This window comes from Dermacoccus nishinomiyaensis (genome assembly GCF_900447535.1).
GTDB classification, from domain to species: domain Bacteria; phylum Actinomycetota; class Actinomycetes; order Actinomycetales; family Dermatophilaceae; genus Dermacoccus; species Dermacoccus nishinomiyaensis.
On the sequence record NZ_UFXX01000001.1, the window covers coordinates 1,307,054 to 1,323,584 of the forward strand.

Sequence of the window (16,531 nt, forward strand, 5' to 3'; positions counted from 1 at the left end):
GCGATCAGACGCCCGCGCCGCGCACCGCGACGTCGACGAGATCTCCGAGGCGGCGCGCCACGGATTCGACCTCGGCGCGTCCGGTACGCGTGCGGTTCAGCTCGAGCACCCCACCGGAGACGATGAGGCCCGCGGCGGCGACGCTGCGCTCCGCGTCACCCCCCGCTGCGACGAGCAGCGCCGCGATGGCGTCCTCGAGACCGGCGACCAGCGCGACGACCTTCTCGCGATACGGCCCGGGCGCACCGAACAGCACCTCCCGTCCGACGACCATCGCGTTCTCGGGGTAGTCACGGGCCTGCTGCGCGAACGGTTCGAGCAGACGCAGGACGTGCTCGCGCACCCCACCGTCACCGGCGTCGTCGGGCAGGTGATCGTCGACGAGATCACGCCACTCGTGTTCGACGACCATCATGAGCAGTTCCGCCTTCGTCGGGGCGTACTGGAACACGGTGCCGGCGGCGACGTTGGCGCGCTTGGCCACCTCGGCCGTCGTCATGCGCTCGTACCCCACCTCACCGAGCAGGCTCTCGGCAGCCGCGAGGATGCGGGCCTGCTTGTCAGCCTTGTTGCGCGCGCGACGACCCTGCTGGTCCGAGCCGCTCACGACGGGACGTCGGCAGGTCACGACCGTGGCGTCAGGCGTACCCGGCGTGGGGGCCGGCCTCGTCGGGGCCGTCGAACCGGCCGACGGTGCCGCGGAGGCGGCCGTGGCGCTGAGGGGAAGCGACATGGATCGAAACATTACCCGGGCCGAAAGGCCCTGGTGGCGCCGCAAAAAATGAGTACAGTCAAAAATATCGGAAACGAAGGAGACACCATGGACACCATGAAGGCCGCACGCCTCGACGTCACGCACCACACCCTGAACGTCGAGGAGGTACCCGTCCCGACGCCAGGGCCGGGCCAAGCCGTCATCGAGGTGAAGGCGGCGGGCGTCTGCCTGTCGGACGTGCACCTGCTCGAAGGGCTCATCGCGCCGCAGTTCCTCGACAGCGAGAAGGTGACGCTCGGTCACGAGGTCGCGGGCGTCGTCACCGCCCTCGGTGACGGCGTGCCGACACTGCCCGGCATCGAGGTGGGCAGCCGCGTCCTGCTGCAGGCCGGCCACCGCCTCCCGAACGGCCGCATCCTGACGCGCGGCGTCGACTACGACGGCGGGTACGCCGAATACGCCCTCGCGCAGGCCGAGACGCTCGTCCCGATCCCCGACGACCTCCCGTTCGAGCAGGCCGCCATCATCCCCGACGCCGTCTCGACGCCGTGGGCAGCCATCCAGACGAGCGGGCGCGTGCGCGCCGGCGAGGCCGTCGGCGTCTGGGGCCTCGGCGGGCTGGGCATTCACGCCGTGCAGTTGCTGCGTCTCATCGGCGCCTCCCCCATCGTCGCGATCGACCCGCTCGAGGCCGCGCGCGAACGGGCGCTCGCCGTCGGCGCCGACGTGGCGTGCGCCCCTGAAGACGCGGAGGACGCCATCCGCCAGCTCTCGCCCCGCGGTCTCGACGTCGCGTTCGACTTCGCGGGCGTGGCCCCCGTGCGGGCCCAGGCGATGGCCTCCCTCGCGCCGCAGGGACGTCTCGTCATCGTCGGCCTCGCCGGGTGGCCCATCGAGATTCCGTCCGACACCGCATTCGCCTACAAGCAGCTGACGCTGCGCGGCCACTACGGCAGCGAGGGAACGGACGTCCACCAGCTCGTCGCGTTGACCCGCACGAAGCGGCTCGACCTGTCGGCGTCGATCAGCGGGGTCTTCCCGCTCGAGGAAGCGCCCGAAGTGCTCGAGCGGCTCGCGCGCAAGGACGGCAACCCGATCCGTTTCATCCTGCATCCCTGACGGCGCACGCAGCCGTCCCCTCACCCATCGTCCCGCGCGATGATCTCGCGCACCCGACCTCGAGGAGGTCCCATGTACTACAGCAGTGGAAACTACGAAGCCTTCGCCCGTCCCCGCCCGCCGAAGGACGCCGCGAGCAAGCACGCCTGGATCGTCGGCAGCGGCCTCGCGGGCCTCGCGGCGGCCGTCTTCATGATCCGTGACGCCGCCGTCCCCGGCGAGAACATCACGATCCTCGAGAAGGGCTCCCTCGCCGGTGGCGCCCTCGACGGGATCGAGGAGCCCGAGAAGGGGTTCGTCATCCGCGGTGGACGCGAGATGGAGAACCACTTCGAGTGCCTGTGGGATTGCTTCCGCACGATCCCCAGCCTCGAGGTCGAGGGCGCGTCCGTGCTCGACGAGTTCTACTGGCTCAACAAGGACGACCCGAACTACTCGCTGCAGCGCGCCACCGTCGAACGCGGCCAGGACGCGCACACCGACGGGTTGTTCACGCTGAACAAGAAGGCGCAGAAGGATCTCGTCAAGGTGTTCCTCGCGACGCGCGAGGAGATGGAGAACAAGCGCATCGACGAGGTGTTCGGCCGCGACTTCCTCGACAGCAACTTCTGGCTCTACTGGCGCACGATGTTCGCGTTCGAGGAATGGCACAGCGCACTCGAGATGAAGCTGTACCTGCACCGCTTCATCCACCACATCGGCGGACTTCCGGACTTCTCGGCGCTCAAGTTCACCAAGTACAACCAGTACGAGTCGCTCGTGCTGCCGATGACGAAGTGGCTGAGCGAGCAGGGTGTGCGTTTCCAGTACGACACGGAGGTGACGGACGTCGAGTTCGACCTGACGGCGTCGGCCAAGCGCGCGACCCGCATCGAGTGGACCCGCTCCGGCGAGCACGCCGGTGACACGGGCGTCGACCTCGGGGACGACGATTACGTCCTGATGACGATCGGCTCGCTCGTCGACAACTCCGACGAGGGCGATCACCGCACCGCCGCGACGCTGAACCGCGGCCCTGCCTCGGCGTGGGACCTGTGGAAGAAGATCGCGCGCAAGGATCCGTCGTTCGGGCGCCCCGAGGTGTTCTGCAGCTCCATCGACGAGACGAAGTGGGAGTCGGCGACCGTCACGACGCTCGATGAGCGCATCCCCGAGTACATCCGGCGCATCGCCAAGCGCGACCCCTTCAGCGGACGGGTCGTGACGGGCGGCATCGTCACCGTCAAGGATTCGAGCTGGCTCATGAGCTGGACGGTGAACCGCCAGCCGCACTTCAAGAAGCAGCCGAAGGACCAGATCGTCGTGTGGGTCTACAGCCTGTTCGTCGACACGCCCGGCGACTACGTCAAGAAGCCGATGAGCGAGTGCACCGGCGAGGAGATCACCGCCGAGTGGCTCTACCACCTCGGCGTGCCCGAGGCTGACATCCCCGAACTCGCGGCGACGGGCGCGAAGTGCGTACCGGTCATGATGCCGTACGTGACGTCGTTCTTCATGCCCCGCAAGGCCGGTGACCGCCCTGACGTCGTGCCGGAGGGCGCGGAGAACTTCGCCTTCATCGGCCAGTTCGCCGAGACCAGCCGCGACTGCATCTTCACGACCGAGTACTCGGTGCGCACCGGCATGGAAGCCACCTACCAGTTGTTCGGCGTCGAGCGCGGTGTGCCCGAGGTGTTCAACTCGACCTACGACGTGCGGACGCTGCTCGACGCCTCGGCGCGCCTCAAGGACGGCGAGAAGACCGAGCTGCCCGGCCCCGCCGTACTGCGCCGCAAGATCGCGAAGGGGCTCGACTCCACCGAGATCGGCGTGCTGCTGCGCGAGCACGGCATCCTGTGACGGCAACCTGACGCCCGCATCGCGCGCCGAGGCCCTCATCCCGAGTCGGGGATGAGGGCCTCGGCCATGCAGGTGTTGTACGACGACGGTGTGGCGCTGCGTCGTGCGCTCCGGAGCGTGCGTCGTGACGAGCTCGGGCTCAGCGGGTGCTGTACGGCCGGAGCGAACGCCCGATCGAGCGCGGGCGCGGTCGTTCGCCGGGCCCCAGCGCGACGATGCCGTCGCGTCCGGCCGCGAAGACGCACGTGTGAGAGCGCGATTCGAGTGCGTCCCGGTACTGCGCGTTCTGTTCGCTCAGCTCCTCGATCTGCGCCCGTAGCGCCGTGACCTGGTGCTCGAGCTCCATGATGCGTTGGATGCCGGCGAGCGAGACTCCCTCCGACGACAGCTCCTGCACCCGACGCAGCTGCGCGATGTCGCGCATCGAATAGCGGCGGCCGCCGCCACCCGTGCGTTCGGGGGTGACGAGCCCCAGACGGTCGTACTGGCGCAGCGTCTGGGCGTGCATCCCGGCCAGTTCGGCGGCGACGGAGATGACGTACACCGGCTTCGCCGGAGCGTCGAGGCCGTGCAGCCGCTCGTCACCGACGCGTCCGTTGTGGTCGTCGACGATCTCGCCGAGCCGCCGTTCGACCCGCGACGGCGTCACGACGCGGCCTGACGCGCCTTCGCGAGCAGCTCTTCGCGCGGGTCGGCTTCGCCCGCCGCGAGGGTCTCGACGGCCCGACGCTGCTCGTCGGTGAGCTCCTTCGGCACGACGACGTGAACCTTCGCGATGAGGTCGCCGGTCGCCTTCTTCGTCTTCACGCCACGGCCCTTGACGCGCAGGCTGCGGCCCGAGGGCGTGCCGGGCGCGACGCGGACCTTGACGCTCTTGCCGTCGAAGGTGGGCACCTGCACCGTGGCGCCGAGGGTGGCCTCGGCGAACGTCACGGGCAGCTCGACGGTGAGGTTGTCACCGTCGCGGCCGAAGACCGGGTCGGTGCCGACGCTGATGTGCAGGATCATGTCGCCGTTCGGGCCACCGCCGAAGCCGGGACGGCCCTTGCCGCGCAACCGGATCTTCTGCCCGTCCTTCACCCCGGCCGGAATGCGCGCGGTGAAGCTCTGACCATCGGCGTCGCTGATGCGCACCTCGCTGCCCTCGACGGCCTGACGGAACGTGATCGACGCGCGCGCCTCGACGTCCTCGCCTCTCTGGGCGGCGCGCTGACGGGAGCCGCCGCCGAAGCCGGAGCTGAACCCGCCGCCCCCGAAGCCTCCGCCGGCGCCACCGAACTGGGCGAGCAGATCTTCGAGGTTGATGCCCTGCTGGCCACCCGCCCCACTCGAATAGGTGCGGTAACCGCTGCCGCCGCCCCCGCCGAACATCGACGAGAAAACGTCCTCGGCGCCGCCGGCACCGCCGCTGAAGCGGGCGCCGCCTCGCGCCATCTGACGCACGGCGTCGTACTCCTGACGCTGCTGCGGATCGGAGAGCACCTGGTTGGCCTCGCCGATCTCCTTGAACTTCTGCTCAGCGGAGGTGTCACCGGGGTTCTTGTCCGGGTGGTACTTGCGGGCCAGCTTGCGGTAGGCCTTCTTGATGTCCTCCTCGCTCGCGTCCTGCGCGACACCGAGGGTGGCGTAAAAGTCTTTTTCGAACCAGTCCTGACTGGCCATGCGCACCTCCTTCGTGGTTTCACGCCCGCCGGTTGCGGACCGGGCGTGCATCGCGTGCGCGTGCGAATGGGGTTTTCAGTTGTGTGTCGGCGGCGCCCGGTGGGGGCGCCGCCGCGACGTCAGCGAAGCAGGTTGCCCCGCGGCACGAAGCGACCCGGCTCGGCCGCGGCGCGCTCGATCAGCCTGCGACCGAGACGCGGGCGGGACGCACGACGCGCTCGCCCACCTTGTAGCCCGGCTGCAGCACCTGCACGACGAAGGTTCCGTCGACGCCCTCGGGCGCCTCGGCCTCGACGTGCATGAGCGCCTCGTGGACGCTGGGGTCGAACGCCTCGTCGACCTCGCCGAAGCGTGCCACACCGAAGCGGTTGAGCGTCGATTCGATCTTATCGGCGATCTTGCTCATCGGGCCCTCGGTGAGGTCGCCGTGCTGGCGCGCGAGCTCGATGTCGTCGAGGACCGGGATGAGGGATTCGACGACCGAGCCGATCGTCGTCTCCTTCTCACGAGCCCGGTCGCGCTCGACGCGGTTGCGGTAGTTGACGTACTCGGCCTGGATGCGCTGCAGGTCGGACAGGCGCTCCGCAGCGAGCTTCGTGTCCGGGTGCTCGGCGACCGCGTCGTCAGCGCTCGTCGCGTCGGGGCCGGCCTGCGTGGCGGCCTCGTCGGAACGCGTCTGCAGGTTCTCGGGCTGCTCTCCGCCGGGCAGGTCGGAACCCACACCGCCGGCGAACGAGTTGTCGGTCTCGCCCTGCGTCGCACCGTCGGCGTTGTGGGGCGTGGCGCCGCTCGTGTTCTGGTCCGTCATGACGGACTCCTTCCTGCCACCTCCTGGTGGCGAAGCGGCCGGTGGGCTCCCCGTGGGCAGCCCACCGGCCGTACTCGTGTCAGGGGCCGACCGGGGTGCGCGTGGCACCCCGGTCAGGCACTCACTTGGAGGTGTCGTCGTCGTCCTCGACGACCTCGGCGTCGACGACGTCGTCGCCACCCTGCTTCTGCTCGCCTGCAGCGCCCTCGGCACCGGCCGCACCCGCGGCGTCGCCGTTCTCGGCCTGCGCGGCGTACATCGCGGCGCCCATCTTCTGGCTGGCCTCAGACAGCGCCGTGGCCTTCGCGTTGATGTCCTCCGGCGACGCGGACGACTCCGGCTTCAGGGCCTCCTTGAGCTCGGCGAGGGCGCTCTCGGTGGCCGACTTCTCGTCAGAGGGCACCTTGTCGCCGTTCTCCTCGAGGAACTTCTCCGTCGAGTAGATGAGAGCCTCGCCCGTGTTGCGGGCCTCGGCCTCCTCGCGACGCTTCGCGTCCTCGGCGGCGTGCTCCTCCGCCTCGCGGACCATGCGCTCGATGTCCTCCTTCGGCAGCGCGGAGCCACCGGAGATCGTCATCGACTGCTCCTTGTTCGTGCCACGGTCCTTCGCGGAGACGTGCACGATGCCGTTGGCGTCGATGTCGAACGTGACCTCGATCTGCGGCACGCCACGCGGCGCGGGAGCGATGCCCGTGAGCTCGAAGTTGCCGAGAGCCTTGTTGGCCTTGGCGATCTCGCGCTCACCCTGGAACACCTGGATGTCGACGGACGGCTGGTTGTCCTCAGCCGTCGAGAACACCTCGGTGCGCTTCGTCGGGATGGCCGTGTTGCGCTCGATGAGCTTGGTGAAAAGCCCACCCTTCGTCTCGATGCCGAGGCTCAGCGGCGTGACGTCGATGAGCAGCACGTCCTTGCGCTCACCCTTGAGCACACCGGCCTGCAGCGCGGCGCCGACGGCGACGACCTCGTCCGGGTTGACGCCCTTGTTCGGCTCCTTGCCACCGCACATCTGCTTGACGAGCTCGACGACGGCCGGCATGCGGGTCGAGCCACCGACGAGGACGACGTGGTCGATGTCGGAGATCTTGACGCCCGCGTCCTTGATGACGTTCTCGAACGGCTTCTTCAAGCGCTCGAGCAGGTCCTTCGTCATCTGCTCGAACTGAGCACGCGTGATCGTCTCGTCGACGTGGATCGGGCCGTTCTCGCCCATCGACAGGTACTGGAGGGAGATGTTCGTCGAGGTCGAGCTCGACAGCTCCTTCTTCGCCTGCTCCGCGGCGTCACGCAGACGCTGCATGGCGATCTTGTCCTTGCTCAGGTCGACGCCGGACTCGCTCTTCACCTTGTTGATGAGGTGGTCGACGATGCGGTTGTCCCAGTCGTCGCCACCGAGCTTGTTGTCACCGGAGGTGGCGCGCACCTGGATGGTGGAGAAGCCGTCCTCCGCGTCCTTGCCCACCTCGAGCAGGGAGACATCGAACGTACCGCCACCGAGGTCGAAGACGAGGATGAGCTCGTCCTCCTTGCCCTTGTCGAGGCCGTAGGCGAGGGCCGCGGCGGTGGGCTCGTTGACGATGCGCAGGACGTTGAGGCCCGCGATCTCGCCGGCCTCCTTCGTGGCCTGACGCTCGGCGTCGTCGAAGTAGGCGGGAACCGTGATGACGGCGTCCGTGACCTCTTCGCCGAGGTAGGCCTCGGAGTCACGCTTGAGCTTCATGAGAATACGGGCCGAGATCTCCTGCGGCGTGTACTTCTTGCCGTCGATCTCCGTCGTCCAGTCCGTGCCCATGTGGCGCTTGACGGAACGGATGGTGCGATCGACGTTCGTGACCGCCTGACGCTTCGCGATCTCGCCGACGAGGATCTCGCCGTTCTTCGTGAACGCGACGACGGATGGGGTGGTGCGACCGCCCTCGGCGTTCGCGATGATCTTGGGCTCGTTGCCTTCGAGAACGGCGACGGCCGAGTTGGTGGTACCGAGGTCAATACCGACTGCGCGACCCATGGTGGGATCTCCTTCGTTCGATGAAACGACGATCTGTGCGCGCGCCCTGCAGGCGTGGCCCACACCGTCAGATTGACTGATATTGACTCAACTCCGTTTCGCCGTGAGTGTCAACCCTCGGCTCACCAAAGTTGCTGTTACTTGACTCAACTTGTTTGATCCGCACTTCATTCCCCGTCGCAGAAGTTTTCTCCGGGCCCCGTCTCGTCAGCCTTGGACGAGCCTCGCCCGTCGCGCGGACGCCGCCACTACCCCTGGGTAGGATCGCGGGATAGACAGGGCGAGCGCGTGTGGGTTCGCCGGCGCCGCGGGACGATGGAGAGCGACGATGCGGACAGAGCCCGAGCAACACGCGACGAGCGGAAACGTGACGGTCTCGCGCGTGCAGCACGGCCCCTCCCAAGCGCGCGTCACCTCGATCAGCGGTCCCCGCGGTCGCGACTTCGTCCTCGTCGCCGGCATCGGAGTGGCCTCCGACTATTACGTTCGCCTCGCCCTCGATCTCAATCAGGTCGGCACCGTCCACGCCATCGACCTTCCCGGCTTCGGCGGCGTTCCGCACGGCAAGCAAACGCCCGGGATCGAAGGATTCGCGGATCTCGTCGAGGCCGCGATCACCCAGCTCGAGCTGGACGACCCGGTCCTCGTCGGGCATTCCATGGGCTCACAGGTCGTCACCGAGGTCGCGGCGCGGCGCCCGGATCTCAGCACCATCGTCCTCATCGGCCCCGTCGTGAACTCTGCCGAGAGCAGCATCGCGCGCCAGGCGTGGCGCCTCGCCCAGTGCGCCGGGCGCGAACCCTTCGCGATCACCGTGCACGTCCTCATCTCCTACGTGCTCTGCGGGCCGTGGTGGTTCTTCAAGGTGCTGCCGAAGATGATGAACTACCCGATCGAAGAGCGGCTCCCGCACGTGCGCGCGCACACCCTTATCCTGCGTGGGCAGCACGACGCGACCAGCCCGCGCTCCTGGGCACGGCACCTGTGCGACATCACGCCGCACGCACGCGCCTGGGAGATCCCGAGCGCAGCGCACTCCGTCATGTACGCGCACGCCGGCGCCGTGGCCGCCTTGATCATCGAGCACATGCAGCACCCCGAAGCCGCGCACGACGACCCTCGCGATCGACAGATCGACCAGCGCACGAACCCCGACGAGCGCCGCTCGCTCGTGCGCTTCCTCTCGCGACTGCGTGGCGGTGCGACGACGCTGCGCGGGATGGTCACCGGCGACGATGCGCTCGTCGCCCGCGGCAGCCGCCGCTCCCTCGCCGGATACGACGGCCCGCACGACTCCCCCGACGTCGATGCCGTACCCCTCGACGCCGCGGAGGCCGCGGAGGACGAGTCGACGTCCGAAGCGGCACGCACGACGGACTGACGAACCCCGCGGTGTGCTGCCACCACTCGTCGGCGCGCGGTTCGGAGGCGAGGTGATCGGGAACAGCGGCGCCGCAGCGATGGTTGACGCGGACACACCGCGACGCACAGGAGCAGCCATGAGCGACGAGACCTTCGAGCCCACCACGCCGATGAAGGCGCACGAGCCGGCGGCCACGCCGACGATGGAGCAGATGCTCGGCGCGGCGACCAGTCCGTCAGGCCTGCACACGATCACCGACCCGAGCGGCGACCCCTACGAGACCCTGCGCACGGCCAAGGAGCTGTTCGACGTGCGCAAGTACACCGAGGCGGCGCGTCTCATCGAGGGCATGACCGGCACGCCGGAGGGCGCGTCGCGTGATGCTCGCGAACTGCTCGCCCGCAGCTACTACCACTCGGCGCAGCTGACGAAGGCCACCGTCGCGGCCCGTGAACTGCTCGACGTCGACCCGACGAACGTCGACGCCGCCGTGCTCCTGGCCCGCTCGCTCGAGCGTGCGGGCAAGAAGGACGAGGCCGCCCCGGTGCGACGCCTCGCCCAGTCGCTCGGCGCCGACATCTGACGCACGTCGGAGGGCAGCATCTGGTCTGTGAGGGCACGGAAGAACGCTCCCATCGACGTCAGCTGCTGCCGCTGCGACGGTGCGCGGCACGCGCCGCTCAGCGCAGGGCGTTCAGCGTCATGAGGTCGTCGTCACTGAGGGTGACGTCGCGAGCCGCCGTGTTCTCCTCGAGGTGCGCGATCGACGATGTGCCAGGGATGAGCAGGACGTTCTCGGCGCGCGCGAGCAACCAGGCCAGGCCGACCTGCGCCGGCGTGACGCCGCGTTCGGCGGCCATGCGCTGCACCGCCCGGTCGTCGCCGACCTTCGGCAGGTGCTCGAACGCCGAGCCGAGCGGGAAGAACGGCACGTAGGCGACGCCACGCTCACGGCACAACTCGAGCGTGGCGTCGTCGTCACGCATGAGGAGGTTGTAGGCGTTCTGCACGCACACGGCGCCCGCGTCGAGCGCGACGCGCGCCTGCTCGGTCGAGACGTTGCTGACGCCGAACGCCTCGAGCTCCCCCGCCTCGACCAGGCCCTGCATAGCACCGAGCTGCTCCTCGAGGGGGCAGGCGTTCTCCTCGCCGATCTCGTCGACGGGCATGACGCGCAGGTTGACGACCGGCAGCCGCTCCACGTCCAGCGTCACGAGGTTCTCGCGGACCGCGGCCACGAGCTGGTCGGGGCGCTGCGCCGGCAGCCACTCACCCGACGGGCCCCGCACGGCGCCGACCTTGGAGACGATGACGAGATCGTCGGCGTAGGGATGCAGCGCCTCCTTGATCAGTTCGTTCGAGACGTTTGGGCCGTAGAACTGCGACGTGTCGATGTGGTCGATGCCGAGCTCGACGACGCGACGCAGCACGCGGACGGCCTCGTCGTGATCGCGTGGCGGACCGAACACGCCCGGCCCGGGAAGCTGCATGGCGCCGTACCCGACGCGTCCGACGCGATGACCGGCGAGAGTGAAAGTGCTCATGCGTCATTCGACCACGTCGGCCTGGGGGCAGGCGGCGGCGCCTCGCAGATGCTCGTCAGATGAGCGTCAGAGCGTGAGAAGACCCCGCACGAGCGCCGACGCGCCACCGAGCGCGGCGAGCGCCATCGCGAGTCGCTTCGCCTGCGCCGTCGTCACGCGAGGCGTGAGACCCTCGCCGATGCGGACACCGATGAGCACGAGCACGACGACGAGCGGCATGAGCCACCAGGGCGGCAACTCGGTCGAGCCCGTCGACCCGAGCGTCGTCTTCGCGATGACCGAGATGGCCCCCATCGTCATGAAGATGGGCTGGAGGGTCGCGGCGAACGATCGATGCTCCCACCGCGTCAGCCGGGAGTGGATGACGAGGACGGGCGCCGAGACCCCGCACAGCGTGTTGAAGAATCCGCCGATGCCGCCGGCGACGGGCGTCGGCCACGCGGACGTGACGTGCGGTAGACGGCCGAGGCGATCGGCGCCGACGGTGAAGCCGATTGCGCCGAGCACCGCCACTCCGACGACGACCTGCAGCCAGGCCGCACTGACCTCGCGTACGACCACGGCACCCACGAGAGCGCCCGGCACGACACAGGCGCAGATGATGCCGGCGCGCCGCCAGTCGACGTCACGTCGCAACGTCAGGGTGAGCAGCAGGCCGGAAACGGTCGTCGTCGCGTTCGCGAGCAGGACGCCATGGGCGGCGCCCATGATGAGCGTCAGTGTCGGAGCCAGGACGAGCCCCATGCCCGAACCCGACAGGCGTTGGAGCACCGCGCCGACGAGGATCGCCGCGACGACGGCGGCGAGCATCGCGGCGGTGAACTCCATCCGCACATCCAAGCAGGTCGTCCCCCGCCGCCGTTCCTCTGGTCAGCGGGCCACGTTGGTGGCCTGGGGCGGGCGGGAGGGTTTCACCCTCGCGTTTGGCCCGTGGGGCCGACGCGCGTCAGGATGGGGAACCGTGAAGACCGTCCTCGACGTCATGCGCCACCGGCGCGACAACTCGAGCCAGCCCCTGCGGCGTCACGACCACGCGCGCGTCACCGTCGTCCTCGAAGGCGGCAGTTCCCGCGCGGCCTACGGCGGCGGCATGGTGGCCGAGCTCGAGGCTCGCGACCTGCTCACGACCGTCGATGCGGTCTACGGCGCGTCGGCCGGAGCTCTCAACGGCGCCTGGCTGATCTGTGGCCGCGCCCGGGCCAATCTGCACGGCTGGTGGGCGCCGGAGAGCATGAATGCGACGATCCGCCCGTCGAACGCGCTGCGTCGCAAACCCGTCGTCGACACCGACGTCATCGTCTACGACCTGTACGAGAACGTCACGCCGATGGGGTTCGAGGAGATCCTCGCGAGCGATGTCGAGTACCACCCCATCGCCACCGACGCGGCGAGTGGCGACGCGGTCGACCTGGCGCCGATGATCCACGACAAGGCGAGCCTGCAGGACGCACTGCGCGCCACGGCGCGGCTGCCGGTTCTCGGCGGCGCACCCGTCGAGATCGACGGGCGACGTTTCATCGACGGCGGGATCGCTGAGAACATCCCCGTCGAGACAGCACTGGCCCAGGGCGCGACGCACGTGCTCGTGCTGCGCACCAAGGCGCCGTCGCTGGATCTGAGCCGCGACAAGGCGGTCGAGAAGCGACTCGTCGCGCGGTGGATGTCCCGTCACGCGCCCGGCGCGAGCGCGGCCTGGACGCGCCGCAACCTGCGCAAGCAGGAGCTCGAGCACCTCATGTCGCACGACGACCGGGTGACGCAGGTGGCGCCGCCCGCCGACGTCGCGCGCATCTCGGTCGTCGGCCGCGCTCAGGACGTGCAGCGACGTGCCGTCGAGGACGGTCAGCGCATCATGGCCGAGACCCTCGACGCCGCAGGGTTGTGATCGACGCCCGTACCCACCGGCGATTCTCGGTCACATCTGCAGATCTGCAGATGTGACCGAAAAGCGCACAAGGGGACGAGAATCGCCGATGTGGACGCCGTTCGCCGATGTGGACGGGAATCGCGGGAGGGTCAGCGCCCGGCGCGCGAGTTCGACGAGAACCCGGCTGCACCGCCGCTGCGACGAGCGCCGCCGGAGCGTCCTGCCGCACCCGAGCCACCCTGGCCACGCGCACCCGAACCACCACGCGAGCCACCCTGGCTCCGTGAACCCGAGCCACCGGACGGACGCCCGCCCGCCCGGTTGCCGTCGCGACCACCGGTCGCAGCGCCGCCGGAGCGTCCGCTGCCCTGGTTGTCACGGCCGGCGCCGTCCTGACCGCCGCGGCCGCCGCTCTGAGCGCCTCGGCCACCGGAGCGTCCTCCGCCCTGGTTGCGGCCGCCGGAGCGTCCGCCCTGGCCACGTCCGCCTTGACGCTGCTCGCCGCCGTCCTTCGGAGCCTTCTTGCGCGAGGGCTCCTGCACGGGTGCGGTGGGCAGTGCTGCGGCGACCTCGTCGGCGCTCATCGTGCGACGCTCACCGGGCGCGAGCTTCTCGAGCAGCGGGTGCGAGGCAGTGACGTTCGTCGTCGTTGCGTTGATCTTCGCCATGCGCAGCAGCGACTTCACGTCGCCGCGCTGATCCGGCGTCATGAGGGTGATGACGGTGCCCGCGGCGCCGGCGCGGGCGGTGCGGCCCGAGCGGTGCAGGTAGGCCTTGTGCTCGGTGGGCGGGTCGGCGTGGACGACGAGTGAGACGTCGTCGACGTGGATGCCGCGCGCGGCGATGTCGGTCGCGACGAGCGTCTCGACGGCGCCCGAGTGGAACGCGTCGAGGTTGCGCACGCGAGCGTTCTGCGACAGGTTGCCGTGCAGGTCGACGGCGGGAATGCCGCGGCCGGCGAGCTGCTTCGCGAGCTTCTTCGCGCCGTGCTTGGTGCGGGTGAACACGACCGTGCGTCCGGGTGCGGAGACGAGGTCGGTGAGCACGTCGATGCGCGAGTCGGAGTCGACGGCGAAGACGTGGTGCTCCATCGTCGCGACGGGCGACTGCGCCGAATCGGCCTGGTGCGTCACCGGGTTCGACAGGAACTTCTTGACGAGCACGTCGATGCCACCGTCGAGCGTCGCGGAGAACAGCAGGTGCTGCGCCTCGCGCGGCACCTTCGTCAGGATGCGTTTGACGCCGGGCAGGAAGCCCATGTCGGCCATGTGGTCGGCCTCGTCGAGGATGCAGACCTCGACGTCGGACAGGTCGCAGAAGCCCTGGCCCATGAGGTCTTCCAGACGCCCGGGGCACGCGATGAGGACGTCGACGCCCGCCTTGAGAGCCTTGACCTGCGGGTTCTGCCCGACGCCGCCGAAGACGGTCGTGTACGACAGCCCGGCCGCCGCGGCCAGCGGCTTGAGCGAGTCGGCGATCTGGTTGGCGAGCTCGCGCGTCGGCGCGAGGACGAGCGAGCGCGGGCGGTAGGCGTCGATCTCGTAGCGCGTCTCGTCGAGACGGGCGACGAGCGGCAGCAGGAACGCGAACGTCTTGCCCGAGCCGGTACGGCCGCGGCCGAGGACGTCGCGGCCCTTGAGCGAGTCGGGCAGCGTCGCGGCCTGGATGGGTGTCGGCGTGTCGATGCCGAGCTTGTCGAGGGTCTTGACGAGGACGGCGGGCACGCCGAGATCGGAGAACGAGGGCACAGATGACTCCTGGAGAGGTTGCATGGAAAGACGAACGATCGATGGTGAAAGCCCGCGCGGTGAATCCGCGCGTCGCAGGCGATCTCGCATCTCGACGATCGTCCGACTCTCATGCGCCACGCGTTCCCGAGATCGGAGGGCGTCGTTCGACGACGTGTGCTGCCCGTTTCGGCGCTGCCGCGCGCCGGGCGCACGACGAGCGCGGGGCGCTCCGATTCGAGGGGAGGCGCAGGGGCGAGTCGGCCACCTGCACGAAGCATCCAGTCTACGCGCAAAGGTTGCGAACCTTCACATGCCACTGTCACGGGCGTGGCATTCGTCGCATCATCGTGCTTGGCTGGAGGTCACCTATTCGCCCCTGGCGCCCGGCCCTCGCACCATGACGCTCGATGCACCACCCGAGCCAAGGACGCCTCCAGCACAAGGGATCTCCCATGGCAGCCATCCCCGTCGACGCGCCACGCGCCCTCGACGCCCATCGCCCGCTGAGCAAGACGTCGCTCGCCGTCGCGGGGTCGTCGACCGTCATCGAGTGGTACGACTTCACGCTGTACCTGTACCTGACGACGGTCATCTCGCGCGTCTTCTTCGGCGGCGGCACGAGCGGTACCGCATGGACGCTGCTGGTCTTCGCCGGCACCTACCTGATGCGCCCCGTCGGCGCCGCGTTCTTCGGCCATGTCGGCGACCGCATCGGGCGCAAGCCCGTCCTTCTCATCTCCATGGCCCTCATGACGTTGGCGATGCTCGCGACGGCCTGCCTGCCGACGTACGCCTCCATCGGGCCAATGGCGGGTTACCTGATGATCGCGCTGCGCGCCCTCATGGCGTTCAGCGTCGGCGGCGAGTACTCGGGCGTCATGACGTACCTCGTCGAGGGCTCCGAACCGCACCGCCGCGGCTTCGTCACGTCGCTGGCCTCCGCGGCGAGCGAGATCGGTGGCCTGCTGGCGGTCGGCCTCTCGGCGATTACGACGTCGTACTTCGTCGGTGACGACCTCGATTCCTGGGGCTGGCGCGTGCCGTTCTTCATCGGCGCGGCGATGGCTGCGACGACCCTGTTCATGCGCTCACGCATGGAGGAGTCGCCCGTGTTCGAAGAGGAATCCGAGGCGGACAAGTCGAAGAACCCGCTCGTCGAGGTGCTCAAGACCGAGCCCGCCGCGGTGTGGCGTGGTTTCGCCATCTCGGCGCTCGGGTCGATCACGTACTACGTCGGCATCGGCTACGCGCCGACGTTCCTGCAGTCCGCAGGCAAGTTCAGCGAGTCCGACGCCCTGTGGCTCGGTACCGCGGCGGCGATCGCCGTCATCCTCGTGACGCCGCTGGCGGGCCTCGCCGCCGACCGCTTCGGCCGCCGTCCCATCCTGCTCATCTTCGGGGTGCTCGCGGCCGTGACGTCGCTGACGATGTTCCAGCTCATGGCGAACGGCTCGACGGGCGCGGCGCTCGCGGGCGCCCTCGTGCTCGCCGCCGTCGCGGGCGGGTGGAGCGCCGTGGCCGCGTCGGCCATCGCGGAGCAGTTCAAGTCGAAGGCCCGCATGTCGGGCATGGCGCTCGGATTCACGACGGCGACCGCCATCTTCGGCGGGTTCGCGCCGCTCGTCGGGCAGAAGCTCATCGACTCGACTGGTTGGGCACCCGCGCCCGGCGCGATGATCGCCGTCGTCGCGATCTGTGTGCTGCCCGTCGTGTGGTTCCAGAAGGAGACGGCCCCGAACGTGACAGAGGGCAACGCCGCCAACGATCCGGCCTCCCCCACCCGCACGCCGTGACCATCTGCGATTCCTGGCCACATTCGCGATCTTCGTCCACGTCTGCGATTTCCGGTCACCTTCGCGATTCCTGATCCCATCCG

14 protein-coding genes are annotated in these 16,531 nt (G+C 69.2%); 6 read left to right on the forward strand and 8 right to left on the reverse strand.

Annotated features, from left to right (window positions below; translation table 11 throughout):
- Window positions 1-4 precede the first annotated feature (4 nt).
- Complete coding sequence (locus tag DYE07_RS06175) at window positions 5-733, reverse strand: TetR/AcrR family transcriptional regulator (RefSeq protein WP_160126176.1); 729 nt, start codon at window positions 731-733, stop codon at window positions 5-7.
- 87 nt (window positions 734-820) lie between these two features.
- Between DYE07_RS06175 and DYE07_RS06180 the strand changes: the two genes are divergently transcribed.
- Together DYE07_RS06180 and DYE07_RS06185 are read left to right on the forward strand one after the other, a co-directional pair.
- On the forward strand, window positions 821-1,834 hold the full coding sequence (locus DYE07_RS06180) for a zinc-binding dehydrogenase (protein WP_115296562.1): 1,014 nt from the start codon (window positions 821-823) through the stop codon (window positions 1,832-1,834).
- A 72-nt stretch (window positions 1,835-1,906) separates the two neighbouring features.
- Window positions 1,907-3,673: an oleate hydratase gene (locus DYE07_RS06185; protein WP_115296563.1), complete on the forward strand. Its 1,767-nt coding sequence runs from the start codon at window positions 1,907-1,909 to the stop codon at window positions 3,671-3,673.
- Window positions 3,674-3,812: 139 nt separating this feature from the next.
- On the opposite strand, the gene DYE07_RS06190 is transcribed toward DYE07_RS06185, so the two are convergent.
- The 4 genes from DYE07_RS06190 to dnaK form a co-directional block, all read right to left on the reverse strand.
- On the reverse strand, window positions 3,813-4,322 hold the full coding sequence (locus DYE07_RS06190; protein WP_115296564.1) for a heat shock protein transcriptional repressor HspR: 510 nt from the start codon (window positions 4,320-4,322) through the stop codon (window positions 3,813-3,815).
- Window positions 4,319-5,335 carry a DnaJ C-terminal domain-containing protein gene (locus DYE07_RS06195; protein ID WP_006946096.1) on the reverse strand — a complete coding sequence of 339 codons (1,017 nt, stop codon included), beginning with the start codon at window positions 5,333-5,335 and terminating at the stop codon, window positions 4,319-4,321. Before DYE07_RS06195 ends, DYE07_RS06190 begins: the two co-directional genes overlap by 4 nt.
- 178 nt (window positions 5,336-5,513) lie before the next feature.
- Window positions 5,514-6,143 (reverse strand): nucleotide exchange factor GrpE, encoded by a 630-nt coding sequence (locus tag DYE07_RS06200; RefSeq protein WP_062255928.1) that lies wholly within the window; start codon window positions 6,141-6,143, stop codon window positions 5,514-5,516.
- 121 nt (window positions 6,144-6,264) lie between these two features.
- A complete protein-coding gene (gene dnaK, locus DYE07_RS06205) occupies window positions 6,265-8,151 on the reverse strand; it encodes a molecular chaperone DnaK (protein ID WP_115296565.1) in 1,887 nt (628 codons plus the stop codon).
- A 328-nt stretch (window positions 8,152-8,479) separates the two neighbouring features.
- Here dnaK and DYE07_RS06210 point away from each other — a divergent pair, with 328 nt between their 5' ends.
- Both DYE07_RS06210 and DYE07_RS06215 read left to right on the forward strand, forming a co-directional pair.
- Window positions 8,480-9,532, forward strand: a complete 1,053-nt coding sequence (locus tag DYE07_RS06210; protein WP_050786556.1) for an alpha/beta fold hydrolase — start codon at window positions 8,480-8,482, stop codon at window positions 9,530-9,532.
- Between the two features lie 118 nt (window positions 9,533-9,650).
- Window positions 9,651-10,097 (forward strand): tetratricopeptide repeat protein, encoded by a 447-nt coding sequence (locus tag DYE07_RS06215; RefSeq protein WP_081873572.1) that lies wholly within the window; start codon window positions 9,651-9,653, stop codon window positions 10,095-10,097.
- Between the two features lie 97 nt (window positions 10,098-10,194).
- Here DYE07_RS06215 and DYE07_RS06220 read toward each other — a convergent pair whose 3' ends face one another.
- Together DYE07_RS06220 and DYE07_RS06225 are read right to left on the reverse strand one after the other, a co-directional pair.
- The gene (locus DYE07_RS06220; RefSeq protein ID WP_062255924.1) at window positions 10,195-11,058 is read right to left on the reverse strand and encodes an oxidoreductase; all 864 of its coding nucleotides are present in this window, start codon (window positions 11,056-11,058) and stop codon (window positions 10,195-10,197) included.
- 66 nt (window positions 11,059-11,124) lie between these two features.
- Window positions 11,125-11,886, reverse strand: a complete 762-nt coding sequence (locus tag DYE07_RS06225; RefSeq protein WP_074041116.1) for a sulfite exporter TauE/SafE family protein — start codon at window positions 11,884-11,886, stop codon at window positions 11,125-11,127.
- A gap of 133 nt (window positions 11,887-12,019) precedes the next feature.
- Between DYE07_RS06225 and DYE07_RS06230 the strand changes: the two genes are divergently transcribed.
- Window positions 12,020-12,943 (forward strand): patatin-like phospholipase family protein, encoded by a 924-nt coding sequence (locus tag DYE07_RS06230; protein WP_006946092.1) that lies wholly within the window; start codon window positions 12,020-12,022, stop codon window positions 12,941-12,943.
- A 131-nt stretch (window positions 12,944-13,074) separates the two neighbouring features.
- Here the strand turns inward: DYE07_RS06230 and DYE07_RS06235 are convergent, their stop codons facing one another.
- Window positions 13,075-14,697 (reverse strand): DEAD/DEAH box helicase, encoded by a 1,623-nt coding sequence (locus tag DYE07_RS06235; RefSeq protein ID WP_172462956.1) that lies wholly within the window; start codon window positions 14,695-14,697, stop codon window positions 13,075-13,077.
- 410 nt (window positions 14,698-15,107) lie between these two features.
- Here DYE07_RS06235 and DYE07_RS06240 point away from each other — a divergent pair, with 410 nt between their 5' ends.
- Window positions 15,108-16,448 (forward strand): MFS transporter, encoded by a 1,341-nt coding sequence (locus tag DYE07_RS06240; RefSeq protein ID WP_115296568.1) that lies wholly within the window; start codon window positions 15,108-15,110, stop codon window positions 16,446-16,448.
- The last annotated feature ends 83 nt before the right edge of the window (window positions 16,449-16,531 follow it).

Excerpts from the sequence above, each read along its gene's own strand:
- dnaK (WP_115296565.1), bottom strand. The coding sequence starts at position 8,151 with ATGGGTCGCGCAGTCGGTATTGACCTCGGTACCACCAACTCGGCCGTC.
- DYE07_RS06180 (WP_115296562.1), top strand. The coding sequence starts at position 821 with ATGGACACCATGAAGGCCGCACGCCTCGACGTCACGCACCACACCCTG.
- DYE07_RS06240 (WP_115296568.1), top strand. The coding sequence starts at position 15,108 with ATGGCAGCCATCCCCGTCGACGCGCCACGCGCCCTCGACGCCCATCGC.
- DYE07_RS06200 (WP_062255928.1), bottom strand. The coding sequence starts at position 6,143 with ATGACGGACCAGAACACGAGCGGCGCCACGCCCCACAACGCCGACGGT.
- DYE07_RS06195 (WP_006946096.1), bottom strand. The coding sequence starts at position 5,335 with ATGGCCAGTCAGGACTGGTTCGAAAAAGACTTTTACGCCACCCTCGGT.
- DYE07_RS06220 (WP_062255924.1), bottom strand. The coding sequence starts at position 11,058 with ATGAGCACTTTCACTCTCGCCGGTCATCGCGTCGGACGCGTCGGGTAC.
- DYE07_RS06175 (WP_160126176.1), bottom strand. The coding sequence starts at position 733 with ATGTCGCTTCCCCTCAGCGCCACGGCCGCCTCCGCGGCACCGTCGGCC.
- DYE07_RS06225 (WP_074041116.1), bottom strand. The coding sequence starts at position 11,886 with ATGGAGTTCACCGCCGCGATGCTCGCCGCCGTCGTCGCGGCGATCCTC.
- DYE07_RS06210 (WP_050786556.1), top strand. The coding sequence starts at position 8,480 with ATGCGGACAGAGCCCGAGCAACACGCGACGAGCGGAAACGTGACGGTC.
- DYE07_RS06235 (WP_172462956.1), bottom strand. The coding sequence starts at position 14,697 with ATGCAACCTCTCCAGGAGTCATCTGTGCCCTCGTTCTCCGATCTCGGC.
- DYE07_RS06185 (WP_115296563.1), top strand. The coding sequence starts at position 1,907 with ATGTACTACAGCAGTGGAAACTACGAAGCCTTCGCCCGTCCCCGCCCG.
- DYE07_RS06215 (WP_081873572.1), top strand. The coding sequence starts at position 9,651 with ATGAGCGACGAGACCTTCGAGCCCACCACGCCGATGAAGGCGCACGAG.